Raw genomic sequence first — 12,910 nt, forward strand, 5'->3', positions numbered from 1 at the left:
CGCACGCGTGAAGCAGGGGTATCGCGGTTACGTTGGTCATGAGCCGCAAGGAGCCGACCGAACGGAGCCCGCGATGCCCTTCGCCCGACTGGCCTCAGCCACGACCCCCACCTGCCACATCGGCCTGGGTCTCGCCGCCGTCGGCCGCCCCGGTTACATCAACCTGGGCCGCGAACAGGACCTCCCGGCCGACCGCGGAGTCGACGCCCTGCGCAAGCGCACCCACGAACTCCTCGACGCCGCCTACGCCCAGGGCGTGCGCTACTTCGACGCCGCCCGCTCCTACGGCCGTTCCGAGGAGTTCCTCGCCGAGTGGCTGAAGGATCGCCCCGAGGTCGACGACGTCGTCGTGGGCAGCAAGTGGGGCTACACCTACACCGCGGACTGGACGACCGACGCCGAGAAGCACGAGGTCAAGGACCACGGACTCGCCACGTTCGAGCGCCAGCGCGCCGAGACCGACGCCCTGCTCGGCGACCGGCTCGACCTCTACCAGATCCACTCGGTGACCCCGGACAGCCCGGCCCTCACCGACAAGGAACTCCACGCACAGCTCGCGGAAGCCGCCGCCCGGGGCATCACCATCGGCTTCTCCACCAGCGGTCCCGCCCAGGCGGACGCCATCCGCGCCGCGCTCGCCGTGACGGTGGAGGGCGAGCCCCTCTTCCGTACCGTCCAGTCGACGTACAACGCCCTGGAGGCCTCCGCCGCCCCCGCCCTCGCCGAGGCCCACGACGCCGGACTCACGGTGATCATCAAGGAGGGCATGGCCAACGGGCGCCTGGCGGAGCCGCACGCACCGGACGTGCTGAAGGCGGTGGCCGCGCAGACGGGCCTCGGCTGTGACGCGGTCGCCCTCGCCCTGATCCTCCGCCAGCCCTGGGCCGGCGTCGTCCTCTCCGGCGCCGCGACCGCCACCCAGCTCGCCTCCAACCTGCACGCGGCGGTCGTCGACCTCGACGACGACCAGCTCACCCGCCTCGCCACACTCGTCGAGGACCCGCGCGCTTACTGGGAACGCCGCGCGGACCTGCCCTGGCACTGAGCCCGGCCCGTGCCCGCCCGCGCCACGCTCGCGCCCGACTCAGCCGCACCCCCCGACCGGCTGCCCCTGAACGGCTGAACCCTCCATCGGCTGACCCGCACCCCCTCCCGGACCCATGAGTCACGCACGCCCACTATGAGACATGAACGTCTCACTTGCGCTATATTTGTCTCATGCCTGTCGATCGCGACCACGTCCTCCGCACCGCCGCGGCCCTGCTGACCCGCAAGTCCACCGCCACGATGGACGAGGTCGCCAGGGCCGCCGGGATCAGCCGTGCCACGCTCCATCGCCACTTCGCCGGGCGCGACGCGCTGGTCCGGGCCCTGGAGTCGCTCGGCATCGCGGAGTGCGACTCGGCGCTCGACGCGGCCCGCCTGGACGACGGGCCGGCGAGCGATGCCGTACGGCGTCTGGTGCGGGCGATCGAACCGTCCGCGGGACTCCTCGCCTTCCTCTACTCCGAGAACCAGCTGTTCGAGGGCGAGGAGCAGAACGCTGGCTGGACCCGGATCGACGAACGCATCGCGGCCCTGTTCCGGCGCGGCCAGGCTGCCGGCGAGTTCCGTATCGACCTGACCCCGGCCTGGCTCACCGAGGCGCTGTACGGCCTGCTGGCCTCGTGCGCCTGGGCGGTGTCGGAGGGCCGAGTGGCCCCCAAGGACTTCACCCACATGATCGTCGAGCTGCTGCTCGGCGGCGCGCTCCGGAGAGAGGAATCATGACCAGCACCCTGCGGCCGGCGACCACGACCGAGGCGGTGGAGCGCCCGGGCCGCTGGCTCGCGCTCGGCGTCCTCGTGCTCGCCGTGCTGCTGGTGGCCGTCGACGCGACCGTCCTCGGCCTCGCGACCCCCTACATCAGCGAGGACCTGAGGCCGACCGGCACCCAGCTCCTGTGGATCGGCGACGTCTACTCGTTCGTCATCGCGGGCCTGCTGGTCTCGATGGGCAGCCTCGGCGACCGCATCGGCCGTAAGCGGATCCTGCTCGTCGGCGCCACGGCGTTCGGTGCGGTGTCGGTCCTCAACGCCTACGCCGGAACCCCCGAACTGCTGATCCTGGCCCGCGCCCTCCTCGGCGTGGCGGGCGCCACCCTGATGCCGGCCACGCTCGCCCTGATCCGCAACCTCTTCCACGACCCGCGCGAGCGCAGCCTCGCCATCGGAATCTGGGGCGCCACCGCGTCCGCGGGCACGGCAGTCGGGCCGATCATGGGCGGTTTCCTTCTCGAGCGCTACTGGTGGGGCTCGGTCTTCCTCATCAACCTGCCCGTGATGGCGGTCCTCGTCCTCGTCGGCATCCGGCTGCTGCCGGAGTCCCGCAACCCCCACCCCGGCCCGTGGGACATGCGCAGTGTCGCCCTGTCCCTGGTCGGCATGATCGGTGTCGTCTACGCCTTCAAGGAGGCCGCCACCCACGGCCTCACGTGGGAGACCCTGACGGCGGCGCTGGTGGGCGCGGCCGCGCTGTACGGCTTCGTACGACGTCAGCTCACCCTGCCGGTCCCGCTGCTGGACATGCGCCTGTTCCGCAACCGCGGCCTCAGCGCGGCCGTCCTGGCCGACCTGCTGACGATCCTCGGCCTGTCCGGCCTGGTGTTCTTCCTGTCCCAGTACCTGCAACTCGTCCAGGGCCGCCGCCCGTTGGAAGCGGGCCTGGCCGAACTCCCCGCCGCCGTAGGCGCGGTGGTGGCAGGCCTGATCGCGGGACGTGCGGCCCGCCGCTTCTCGGTCCGCTCGGTCGTCTCCGGCGGCCTCGCGGCCATCGGCCTGGCCCTGGCCGCCCTCACCGTCATCGACCAGTCCACCGGCTACCCCATCCTGGGCGCCGCCCTCCTGGTCGTGGGCGTCGGTGCCGGCTTCTCCTTCACGGTGACCGCCGACGTCATCCTCTCCTCGGTCCCCAAGGACCAGGCAGGAGCCGCCTCCGCGGTCTCCGAGACGGCCTACGAACTCGGCGCGGCCCTGGGCATCGCCGTACTGGGCTCGATCGTGACGGGCGTCTACCGGGGCTTCCCGGCCCCCGCCGGCACACCGGAAGGGGCCCACGAGTCACTGGGCGGCGCGATGGAGGCGGCGGCGACGATGCCGTCGGACACGGCCCACACCCTGCTCTCCGCGGCCCGCGAGTCCTTCGTCGACGGCCTTGCGATCGCCTCGGGCGTGGGCGCGGCGATCCTTCTGGCGACGGCGGTCGCAGCGTGGTTCCTGCTCCGCGGACAACGGTTGGACCACGGACAGTAGGGCCGCGGGGCTGCGGTAATACGCGACTCCGCCGCGGGTGCGCGAACAACCTTCACGCACCCGCACCCGCACCCGCACCCGAAAGAGGACTTACGCCGCCTTCGCCTTGGTCGCATACATGTCCACGTACTCCTGCCCCGACAGCCGCATGACCTCGGCCATCACGGAGTCGGTCACCGCCCGCAGCACGTAGCGGTCGCGGTCCATGCCGTCGTAGCGGGAGAACTCCATCGCCTCGCCGAAGCGGACCGTGACCCGGCCGGGGCGCGGCATGCCGGCGCCGCCCGGCTGGAGTTTGTCGGTGCCGATCATGGCGAACGGGACGACGGGCGCCCCCGTCATGAGGGTGAGGCGAGCGATGCCGGTGCGGCCGCGGTAGAGGCGGCCGTCGGGGGAGCGGGTGCCCTCGGGGTAGATGCCGAAGACCTTGCCCTCCTCGAGGATCCGGCGGCCGGTCATCAGCGCGGCCACACCGCCCCGGCCGCCGTCGCGGTCCACCGGGATCATGCCGACGCCGGTGAAGAACCAGGCCATCAGCCGGCCCTTGAGGCTCTTGCCGGTGACGTACTCGTCCTTGCCGATGAAGAACACCTGCCGGTCGCACACCAGCGGAAGAATCATCGAGTCGATGAACGTGAGGTGGTTTCCGGCGAGGATCACCGGACCGTCCCCAGGGATGTGCTCCACGCCTTCCACCCGGGGGCGGAACATCAGGCGCATGATCGGTCCGAGCACTGCCTTGATGAGCGCGAAGCGGGACAACGGTTCCTCCGATGCCGAGAACTGTATGAGTCTGTGCAGGTGAGGACGATACTCGCGGTCGCCGGGGTGGCGCACATCGGGACACCGAGGTCTTACGCACTGTTGACGTACGTTTACCTGCGGCGTCCTTGGGCCGCCCGCGCGTAACCGGGACGCCACGATGTGACGGACATCGCCCCATCGCGGTCCGACCGCCTCCGGCCTCCGCGTACCCCTGCCGGGCCGCCCGAAGCCGACGGACCGTCATCACTCGCCTCCCGTACGACATCACGCGTCACCCGTGTGTTCCGCACGCGGCCTCCCTTCCGTCATGCGCACGCCCCTACGATCGGCGCGCACGGACGGGTAGACGCCAAGGAGGGCGCTCATGGGAACGCAGGAGTCGAACGGACAGACGGGTACAACCGGGCGACGGGCGCTCCTCGGCGCGGCGGTGCTCGGCGCCGGCGGAGCGGTCCTCGGAATGTCCGGACCGGCGCGAGCCGTGGGCGCGTCGTCCTCGGGCGGCGGGCTGAAGAGCCTGCCCGTGCCGACGGTCATCGGGCACCGCGGGGCCAGCGGCTACCGGCCGGAGCACACCTTCGGCTCCTACGAGCTCGCCCTCGACCTCGGCGCCGACATCGTCGAGGCCGGTGACCTCGTCCCCACCAAGGACGGTCACCTGGTCTGCCGCCACGAGCCGGAGATCGGCGGCACCACGAACGTCGCCGACCACCCCGAGTTCGCCGACCGGAAGACCACGAAGGTCCTCGACGGCGTGTCCACCACCGGCTGGTTCACCGAGGACTTCACGCTCGCCGAATTGAAGACCCTGCGTGCGATCGAGCGCATTCCGGCCAACCGCCCGCACAACACCCTCTACAACGGCCGCTGGGAGATCCCCACCTTCGAAGAGGTCCTGAAGTGGCAGGACGAGCAGACCCGCAGGCGGGGCCGCCAGGTCTGGATCTACCCCGAGACCAAGCACCCCACTTACTTCCGCAAGCTGGGCCTGGGCCTCGAGGAGCGGGTCGCCAAGCTGCTCCACAAGTACGGCAAGGACAGGCGGAACTCGCCCGTCATCCTCCAGTCCTTCGAGCCGACCAGCATCCAGCGCCTGAACAAGCTGGTCGACAACCCGCTGGTCGTCCTGCTCTCCAGCGCGAACAGCCGCCCCTGGGACTTCGTCGAGACCGGTGACCCACGCACGGTCGCCGACCTGATCACGCCCAAGGGCCTCAGGGAGATCGCGGGCTACGCGCAGGGCATCGGCCCGACCCTCGACCTGATCATCCCGAAGGACGCGAGCGGCAACCTCACCACGCCGACCACGCTCGTGGCCGACGCGCACAAGCGGGGCCTGATCCTGCACCCGTACACCATGCGCAACGAGAACCCCTTCCTGCCCGCGGACTTCCGCAAGGGCACGGACGTCGACGCCTACGGTGACGCGTTCGGCGCCTTCAAGACCTACTTCGCCACGGGCATCGACGGCGTCTTCACCGACAACCCCGACACGGGCCTGCTGGCCCGCGAGGACCACGTCAACAGCTGATCGACTCGTTGGGGTGACAGTCGGCCCGCCCGGGCAACCTCCGCCCGGGCGGCCGCGTCGAGCCGCACATGAAGCACGACCTGCTCGCCACCCTGCACCCCCTGCTCGCCGCCGAGGCCTCCGCCGAGGCCCACGCCACCGGCACCGAACCGGGCGACCTGGAACAGGCGGTCTGGCTCCGGCTCCTGGAGCGCCTGGACACCGACGGCCCGCCGCTCGACCCGCAGGGCTGGCTCCGCAGAGCTGTCCGCTCCGAGTCGCGCCGCACCCGCCGTACGCACCGCATCGAACGGCCGTATGACACAGAGCCCGTCGAGGTGAACGCCCGCGGTCCCGAGGACCTCGCCGTCACCGCGGCCCACCGCCGTGCCCTGCGCGAGGCGGTGCGCCGGCTGCCCGGCCGCTGCCCCCGTCTGATGGAGGCGCTGCTGTCCCCGAAGGACCTCACATACCGGGAGATCGCGGGGGAGTTGGGTATCTCACAAGGGAGTATCGGACCGGAACGCTCCAGATGTCTGGGATGTCTACGTCGTTTGCTCACATCGGAGGTTGCGGCCCGTGAAGCACGGGGATAGGAGTGAGGGACGACCGGCGATCAGGTGAGCGGGAGGCGTGCGCACATGGGCATGAGCGTGACCATCTCGGTGGCGACCGAGCAGGATGCCGAGCAGATCTTCAGGCTGCAGTACCTGTGCTTCCAGAGCGAAGCGGCGCTGTACGGCAATTACCGCATCGACCCGCTCGTCCAGACCCTGGACTCGGTCCGCCAGGAGGTCGTCTCCGACTGCGTCTTCGTCGCCCGGCTCGGCGAGGAGGTCGTCGGCTCGGTCCGCGGCAGCGTCACCGAGGACGGCGCCGCCTCCATCGGCAAGCTCTGCGTCCACCCCCGCCTCCAGGGCCACGGCATCGGCGCGAGGCTCCTCCGCGCCGCCGAGTCGGCCCTCGCCGAGGAACGCGGCGCCACGAAGTTCCGCCTCCACACGGGCCACCGCAGCGAGAACAACCTCCGCCTGTACCGCCGAGTGGGCTACGAAACGGTGGGCACGTCGAAGGGTACGGACGGGGTACCGATGATCGTTCTGGAAAAGCCGGCGGGAACCTACGCAACAACGGCTTAGCGGCGTCCCTGTTGTGGGGCGCGGGAAACTGCGCGCCCCACGGCAATCGGCCCGCGGCCGCCGACGCCCGTCAGTCCCCCTGTTGCTGACCGCGTGCCTTCCGCAGCCAGTACAGCGCGGACAACGGCAACAGCACGGGAATGAAGACGTAGCCCATGCCGTACTTCGACCAGACCGTCGCATCGGGAAACGCGGACGGCTCGATCAGGGTCCAGGTGCCCACCGTGAGCACGCCCACCAGCTCCGCCGCGCAGCACACCAGTGCCGCCTTGCGCGCCGTCTCCCCGCCTCGCACCAGCGAGTACGTGATGAACCCGTACGCCACCCCCGCGACGGCCGACAGCGCATAGGCGAGCGGCGCCCGGTCGAACTCCGTCGCGATCTGGTACACGGATCGGGACACCGCACCGACGACCATCACGCCGTACAGCCACACCAGCACGATGCCCGGCCCACTGATCAGCCGTGTCCTGGTCGCTTCCATCTCACCCGCCCCAGATGTCATAGAGCCGCACCTCCAGCACCGCCAACACCACACCGCCGGCGGCGACCGTCACCGATCCCCACCGTGTCCGCTCCGCCAGTGACATGAACCCCGCCGCCGGGATGCAGGCGAACGCCCCCAGCAGGTACGCCACAAAGATCGTCGTCCCCTGCTCCGGCTTCTCGCCCCGCGCCAGCTGCACGATCCCGAAGATCAGCTGGACCAGCGCCAGCACCGAGACCACGGCCATCCCGATGAAGTGCCAGTCCTTCGTGGGCTGGTCACGGTAGGCCGCCCAGCCGCACCAGGCGGCGAGCAGCAGCGCGGCGACGCCGGTCACCAGCGTCAGGGCATCAAGCATGCAGTGACCTTATTACGGCCGAAATGGCCCCCTCCCGTCGGGCCCACAGTCGGGCCCGCAGCCGGCCCGCACCCGTGGCATGGACCACAGCGCGTCAGCCCCACCGCCTCCGACCGGCCCAGTCGATCGGGAGGTTGTCCACCACCGTCCAGCATGCGGACAGCCGTGCTTGGTCAGGACCGTACGTCTGCTTTACTGATCGCATGACCACCACGAGCTGCCGCACCCTTGCGACCGAGGCGACCTTGACGCCCGGTGCTCGTTGTATGTGTCGAATGTGCGCCTTCTAGAGGGCCCCCGCACCACCCCCGAGCCTCGCGCCCCGAAGCGAGGCACCGTGGCATGTCCGTGCGCGTGTGCCGTACGTGACTGAAGCCGCCCCGCGCACAAGTTCTCCCCGCCGGCACGGCCCAGACGAGAACCGTGCGCGATCCGTATGCCCCCCTGCGCGGGCACACCCCTGCCCGCCCACTCGACAGTGACGGAAACCCCAGTGATCACCACAACGGGCCTGACCAAGGTCTACCGCTCACGCGGACGAGAGGTCACCGCCCTCGACGGCGTCGATCTGCACGTGCGTGAAGGCGAGGTGTACGGCGTCATCGGCCAGTCCGGCGCCGGCAAGTCCTCACTCATCCGCTGCGTCAACCTCCTGGAGCGCCCCACCTCCGGCACGGTCACCGTGGCCGGCCAGGACCTCACCGCGCTCGCCGGCCGCGGACCCCGTGCCGGCCGCGAGCTGCGGCAGGCGCGCAGCCGTATCGGCATGGTCTTCCAGCACTTCAACCTGCTCTCCTCGCGGACCGTGCAGGACAACGTCGAGCTGCCGCTGGAAATCCTCGGCAAGTCGGGGAAGGAACGTTCCCGCAAGGCGCTCGAACTCCTCGACCTGGTGGGTCTCGCCGACAAGGCCAAGGCCTACCCGGGCCAGCTGTCCGGTGGTCAGAAGCAGCGTGTCGGCATCGCCCGCGCCCTCGCCGGCGACCCCAAGGTGCTGCTCTCCGACGAGGCCACCAGCGCCCTCGACCCGGAGACCACCCGCTCCATCCTTCAGCTGCTGCGCGACCTGAACCGGCAGCTGGGCCTGACCGTCCTGCTCATCACCCACGAGATGGACGTCGTCAAGAGCGTCTGCGACTCGGCCGCCCTGATGGAGCGGGGCCGCATCGTCGAGTCCGGCACGGTCAGCGAGCTGCTCGCCACCCCCGGCTCCGAGCTGGCCTCCGCCCTCTTCCCCGTCGCCGGGGAGGCCACCGATGAGGACCGTACGGTCGTCGACGTCACCTTCCAGGGGGAGGCCGCCACCCAGCCCGTCATCTCCCAGCTCTCGCGCACCTACAACATCGACATATCGATCCTCGGCGCCGCCATCGACACCGTCGGCGGCCTCCAGGTGGGCCGCATGCGCATCGAGCTGCCCGGCCACTACGAGGACAACGTCGTGCCCATCGGATTCCTGCGCGAACAGGGCCTGCAGATCGACGTCGTGGGCGCTGCGGATCAGAGCCCCGTGCTGGTGAAGGAGGGTGCCAAGTGACCTGGACTGATTTCTCGGCGAGGCAGCCCCTGCTGTCCCAGGCGTGTTGGGACACCCTCTACATGGTCGGCTGGTCCACGCTCATCGCCGTCGTCGGCGGACTCCCGCTCGGCGTCCTGCTGGTCCTCACGGACCGGGGTGGCCTGCTGCAGAACGTCCTCGTCAACCGGGTCATCGGGCAGATCGTGAACGTCGCCCGCTCGATGCCGTTCATCATCCTGATGGTCGCGCTGATGAACTTCACGCGCTCGATCACCGGGACGACCATCGGCCGCGAGGCAGCCATCGTGCCGCTGGCGATCGGCGCCATCCCGTTCTTCGCGCGCCTCGTCGAGACGGCTGTCCGTGAAGTGGACGGCGGGCTCGTCGAAGCCGTGCAGTCGATGGGCGGCAACACCTGGACCATCGTCCGCAAGGTCCTCGTACCCGAGGCGCTGCCCTCACTGATCGCCAGTACCACCACCACGATCGTCGCCCTCATCGGCTACTCCGCGATGGCCGGCACGGTCGGCGCCGGCGGCCTCGGCGACATCGCCATCCGCTACGGCTACCAGCGTTTCGAGACCGAACTCATGTGGATCACCGTCGCGATCCTCGCCGTCGTCATCTCGGTCATCCAGTTCGCCGGCGACCACGCGGCCCGCTCCCTGTACCACCGGGGCGGCCGCTCGGGCCCCGCGCCGAAGCTGCGCCTGCTCAAGGCCAGGGAGTCCGCGACCGCGGACATCGGCAAGGTCGCCTGAGCGTCCGCCTGCACCCGAAAGCTCCCCGTTCACCCCACCACGGGGCCGTACCACCCATCAGGAAAGGCACTTTTCGTGCGTAACGCCGCCAAGCTCACCACCGCCGTCCTCGCCGCCGGAGCCCTCACCCTCGGGCTCACCGCCTGCGGCGCGGACAAGGGCTCCGCCTCCACCGACGGCCCGCTGATCGTCGCCGCGAGCCCCACCCCGCACGCCGAGATCCTCGACTTCGTCAAGGACAACCTGGCGAAGAAGGCGGGCCTCGACCTGGAGGTCAAGGAGTTCACCGACTACGTCACGCCCAACACGGCGACGCAGGACGGCTCCGTGGGCGCCAACTACTTCCAGAACCAGCCGTACCTCGACGACTTCAACAAGAAGAACGGCACCGACATCGTGCCCGTCGCCACGGTTCACCTCGAGCCCCTCGGCCTCTACTCGAACAAGTTCAAGAAGGTCGACGCACTCAAGAGCGGCGCCACCGTCGCCGTCCCGAACGACACCGTCAACGAGGCGCGCGCCCTGAAGCTGCTCGCTGCCAACGGTCTCATCACGCTCAAGGACGGCGCGGGCAACGCGGCGACCCCCGCGGACATCGCCAAGAACCCCAAGAAGCTCAAGTTCAAGGAGCTGGAGGCCGCCCAGACCCCGCGCTCCCTGAACGACGTGGACGCCGCCGTCGTCAACGGCAACTACGCCATCGAGGCGGACCTCAAGCCCGCCGACGACGCCCTCGTCCTTGAGTCCCCGAAGGACAACCCCTACGGCAACTTCCTCGCCGTCAAGAAGGGCAACGAGAAGGACCCGCGCGTCACCAAGCTCGCCAAGCTCCTCACTTCCCCCGAGGTGAAGAAGTTCATCGAGGACAAGTACGCCGGCTCGGTCCTGCCGTCGTTCTGAGACCCGCACGGACTCGAACACCGCACACGGCCACCCACGGGGTCCGCTCGCTCACCGGGAGTGGACCCCAGGGGTGCGGTTGAGTGCTTTCATGCTGCATGCTGGGCAGTTCAGCAGGCCCTGAGGGTCTCGAAGGTTTCGAAGGTTACGGAGCGGCGCATGACGAGCACCTTCCCCAACATCTCCATCAGCACGGAGCGGTTGGTGCTGCGTCCCCTCGACGAGGACGACGTCGCCGCCCTGACCGCGATGATGAACGACGAGCAGGTCGCGGCCTGGACCGACGTCCCCCAGCCGTTCACCGACGACGGCGCCCGCACCTGGGTCACCGACCACGCTGCCACCGAGCGCACCGCGGGACGCGGCCTCGATCTCGCGGTCACCGAGTTCCTCACCCAGCGCCTGGTCGGCCTCATTCAGCTCGGCAAAACCAACTGGCACATCCGCTCCACCGAGCTGTCGTACATCATCGCCCCCTGGGCTCGCGGCGAGGGCTACGCCTCCGAGGCCGCCCTCGCCACCGCCCAGTGGCTCTTCACGGACCAGAAGTTCGAGCGCATCGAACTGCGCACGGCGGCCGGCAACACCGCCTCCCAGCAGGTCGCCCAGAAGATCGGCTGTATCAGCGAGGGTGTGCTGCGCAACGCTTGCATAGCCCGCGCACGTGCCGAGGACGGCACGTGGACCGACGTACGCACCGACTTCATCGTGTGGAGCCTGCTGCCGGAGGATCTGGAGGGCGCGGGGGAACAGCTCGCCGAGAGCGGCGGATTCACCACGTACTCCGACTGGAACTGACCCACCTGGACCGAAGCCGGCACAGCCGCCTCCGCTCGCTCCCGGCACGACCAGGTACCCTCACGGAGCCCGCCCGCCCACGGGCCGGCCGCTGACGACCTGCGTGAAACCTCCAGGAGACTGACGACGATGGCCGACCGGGTCACGGTGATCGGCTGGGACGGCTCGCCGCTGACCGCCGCGGCACGCGCCGCCCTGGGCGCCGCGACGCTCGTGGCCGGCGCCGCCCACCACCTGGCGCTGCCCGAGGTGCCCCCCGCCGCCGAACGCATCCGCCTCGGCAGCGTCTCCCTCGCCGCCCGCCGCATCGCCGCCCACCGCGGCAGCGCGGTCGTGCTCGCCGACGGCGACCCCGGGTTCTTCGGTGTCGTACGGACCCTGCGCGCACCCGAGTTCGGCCTCGAGGTCGAAGTCGTCCCCGCCGTCTCCTCCGTCGCCGCCGCCTTCGCCCGCGCGGGCATGCCCTGGGACGACGCCCAGGTGGTCGTCGCACACCGCCGCACCCTGCGACGCGCCGTGAACGTGTGCCGCGCCCACACCAAGGTCGCCGTCCTCACCTCACCCGGCGCGGGCCCCGCCGAACTCGGCCTGCTCCTCGAGGGCGTCCACCGCACCTTCGTCATCTGCGAGGAACTCGGCACCGATCGCGAACAGGTCACCGTCGTCACCTCCGAGAAGGCCGCCGACCACACCTGGCGCGACCCCAACGTCGTCATCGTCATCGGCGGCACCGCCGGCCCCGTCGGCGCCGGGGGCGACGGCGGCTGGATCTCCGGACGTGACCCCGGCACCGGGCCGCGCGGCTGGGCCCTGCCCGCCGAGGCCTACGGCGGCCAGCTCGGCGAGGGCGAGACGAAGCTGCTCCGCGCCGCCCAACTCGCCCACCTCGGGCCGCGCGTGGGCGACCTCGTGTGGGACATCGGCTGCGGCGGCGGCGCGTTCGCCGTCGAGGCCGCCCGGGCCGGTGCCGCCGTACTCGCCGTCGACCACGACCGGCACGCCTGCGCCCGCACGGACGCCGCCGCCCGCCGCTTCGGAGTCCAGCTCCAGATCGTCCACGGCGCCGCCCCGCACATCCTGGAGAACCTGCCCGAACCTGACGTCGTCCGCGTCGGCGGCGGGGGAGCGGCGGTGGTCTCCGCGGTCGCCGACCGGCGCCCCCAGCGCATCGTCGCGCACGCCGTGAGCCGCGACGTCGCCGAACTCGTCGGCCGCACCCTGACCGAGCACGGCTATGTCGCCGAGTGCGCCCTCCTGCAGTCCGTGGAACTCGACATCAGGGCCTGGACGGAGAAGGAGCGGAGCGTCTCGTTCCTGGTCAGCGGGGTACTACCGGATCGCGCCCCGTGATCCTGTTGTCGTACCGCGCGCGGTAGGCTGGCC

General features: G+C 70.4%; 14 protein-coding genes. 11 read left to right on the forward strand and 3 right to left on the reverse strand.

What is annotated here, in order from left to right:
- Positions 1-73 precede the first annotated feature (73 nt).
- The 3 genes from AC067M_RS14100 to AC067M_RS14110 all read left to right on the forward strand — a co-directional run bounded on the left by AC067M_RS14100 (position 74) and on the right by AC067M_RS14110 (position 3,290).
- Positions 74-1,045, forward strand: a complete 972-nt coding sequence (locus tag AC067M_RS14100; protein WP_478697268.1) for an aldo/keto reductase — start codon at positions 74-76, stop codon at positions 1,043-1,045.
- Positions 1,046-1,218: 173 nt separating this feature from the next.
- On the forward strand, positions 1,219-1,770 hold the full coding sequence (locus AC067M_RS14105) for a TetR/AcrR family transcriptional regulator (protein WP_478697269.1): 552 nt from the start codon (positions 1,219-1,221) through the stop codon (positions 1,768-1,770).
- Positions 1,767-3,290 (forward strand): MFS transporter, encoded by a 1,524-nt coding sequence (locus tag AC067M_RS14110; protein WP_478697270.1) that lies wholly within the window; start codon positions 1,767-1,769, stop codon positions 3,288-3,290. Before AC067M_RS14105 ends, AC067M_RS14110 begins: the two co-directional genes overlap by 4 nt.
- 90 nt (positions 3,291-3,380) lie before the next feature.
- On the opposite strand, the gene AC067M_RS14115 is transcribed toward AC067M_RS14110, so the two are convergent.
- Positions 3,381-4,052 (reverse strand): lysophospholipid acyltransferase family protein, encoded by a 672-nt coding sequence (locus tag AC067M_RS14115; RefSeq protein WP_037670663.1) that lies wholly within the window; start codon positions 4,050-4,052, stop codon positions 3,381-3,383.
- A gap of 367 nt (positions 4,053-4,419) precedes the next feature.
- Here AC067M_RS14115 and AC067M_RS14120 point away from each other — a divergent pair, with 367 nt between their 5' ends.
- From AC067M_RS14120 to AC067M_RS14130, 3 genes are all read left to right on the forward strand, one after another.
- The gene (locus AC067M_RS14120; protein WP_478697271.1) at positions 4,420-5,586 is read left to right on the forward strand and encodes a glycerophosphodiester phosphodiesterase; all 1,167 of its coding nucleotides are present in this window, start codon (positions 4,420-4,422) and stop codon (positions 5,584-5,586) included.
- A gap of 68 nt (positions 5,587-5,654) precedes the next feature.
- On the forward strand, positions 5,655-6,161 hold the full coding sequence (locus AC067M_RS14125; protein WP_478697272.1) for a sigma-70 family RNA polymerase sigma factor: 507 nt from the start codon (positions 5,655-5,657) through the stop codon (positions 6,159-6,161).
- A gap of 45 nt (positions 6,162-6,206) precedes the next feature.
- Positions 6,207-6,704, forward strand: coding sequence for a GNAT family N-acetyltransferase (locus AC067M_RS14130; RefSeq protein ID WP_478697273.1), 498 nt, complete (start codon positions 6,207-6,209; stop codon positions 6,702-6,704).
- 70 nt (positions 6,705-6,774) lie between these two features.
- On the opposite strand, the gene AC067M_RS14135 is transcribed toward AC067M_RS14130, so the two are convergent.
- Both AC067M_RS14135 and AC067M_RS14140 read right to left on the reverse strand, forming a co-directional pair.
- Positions 6,775-7,209: a hypothetical protein gene (locus AC067M_RS14135; protein ID WP_478697274.1), complete on the reverse strand. Its 435-nt coding sequence runs from the start codon at positions 7,207-7,209 to the stop codon at positions 6,775-6,777.
- Positions 7,190-7,549 carry a hypothetical protein gene (locus AC067M_RS14140; protein ID WP_478697275.1) on the reverse strand — a complete coding sequence of 120 codons (360 nt, stop codon included), beginning with the start codon at positions 7,547-7,549 and terminating at the stop codon, positions 7,190-7,192. Before AC067M_RS14140 ends, AC067M_RS14135 begins: the two co-directional genes overlap by 20 nt.
- A 493-nt stretch (positions 7,550-8,042) precedes the next feature.
- On the opposite strand from AC067M_RS14140, the gene AC067M_RS14145 reads away from it, so the two are divergent.
- From AC067M_RS14145 to cbiE, 5 genes are all read left to right on the forward strand, one after another.
- The gene (locus AC067M_RS14145; RefSeq protein WP_478697276.1) at positions 8,043-9,086 is read left to right on the forward strand and encodes a methionine ABC transporter ATP-binding protein; all 1,044 of its coding nucleotides are present in this window, start codon (positions 8,043-8,045) and stop codon (positions 9,084-9,086) included.
- The gene (locus tag AC067M_RS14150) at positions 9,083-9,829 is read left to right on the forward strand and encodes a methionine ABC transporter permease (RefSeq protein WP_478697277.1); all 747 of its coding nucleotides are present in this window, start codon (positions 9,083-9,085) and stop codon (positions 9,827-9,829) included. Before AC067M_RS14145 ends, AC067M_RS14150 begins: the two co-directional genes overlap by 4 nt.
- A gap of 75 nt (positions 9,830-9,904) precedes the next feature.
- Positions 9,905-10,729: a MetQ/NlpA family ABC transporter substrate-binding protein gene (locus tag AC067M_RS14155; protein WP_478697278.1), complete on the forward strand. Its 825-nt coding sequence runs from the start codon at positions 9,905-9,907 to the stop codon at positions 10,727-10,729.
- A 159-nt stretch (positions 10,730-10,888) separates the two neighbouring features.
- Positions 10,889-11,527, forward strand: a complete 639-nt coding sequence (locus AC067M_RS14160; protein WP_478697279.1) for a GNAT family N-acetyltransferase — start codon at positions 10,889-10,891, stop codon at positions 11,525-11,527.
- Positions 11,528-11,656: 129 nt separating this feature from the next.
- Positions 11,657-12,877, forward strand: coding sequence for a precorrin-6y C5,15-methyltransferase (decarboxylating) subunit CbiE (gene cbiE / locus AC067M_RS14165; RefSeq protein ID WP_478697280.1), 1,221 nt, complete (start codon positions 11,657-11,659; stop codon positions 12,875-12,877).
- Positions 12,878-12,910 lie beyond the last annotated feature (33 nt).

It is taken from the genome of Streptomyces sp. NPDC043427 (genome assembly GCF_056436655.1).

Excerpts from the sequence above, each read along its gene's own strand:
- cbiE (WP_478697280.1), top strand. The coding sequence starts at position 11,657 with ATGGCCGACCGGGTCACGGTGATCGGCTGGGACGGCTCGCCGCTGACC.
- AC067M_RS14160 (WP_478697279.1), top strand. The coding sequence starts at position 10,889 with ATGACGAGCACCTTCCCCAACATCTCCATCAGCACGGAGCGGTTGGTG.
- AC067M_RS14110 (WP_478697270.1), top strand. The coding sequence starts at position 1,767 with ATGACCAGCACCCTGCGGCCGGCGACCACGACCGAGGCGGTGGAGCGC.
- AC067M_RS14100 (WP_478697268.1), top strand. The coding sequence starts at position 74 with ATGCCCTTCGCCCGACTGGCCTCAGCCACGACCCCCACCTGCCACATC.
- AC067M_RS14140 (WP_478697275.1), bottom strand. The coding sequence starts at position 7,549 with ATGCTTGATGCCCTGACGCTGGTGACCGGCGTCGCCGCGCTGCTGCTC.
- AC067M_RS14135 (WP_478697274.1), bottom strand. The coding sequence starts at position 7,209 with ATGACATCTGGGGCGGGTGAGATGGAAGCGACCAGGACACGGCTGATC.
- AC067M_RS14120 (WP_478697271.1), top strand. The coding sequence starts at position 4,420 with ATGGGAACGCAGGAGTCGAACGGACAGACGGGTACAACCGGGCGACGG.
- AC067M_RS14130 (WP_478697273.1), top strand. The coding sequence starts at position 6,207 with ATGGGCATGAGCGTGACCATCTCGGTGGCGACCGAGCAGGATGCCGAG.
- AC067M_RS14125 (WP_478697272.1), top strand. The coding sequence starts at position 5,655 with ATGAAGCACGACCTGCTCGCCACCCTGCACCCCCTGCTCGCCGCCGAG.
- AC067M_RS14105 (WP_478697269.1), top strand. The coding sequence starts at position 1,219 with ATGCCTGTCGATCGCGACCACGTCCTCCGCACCGCCGCGGCCCTGCTG.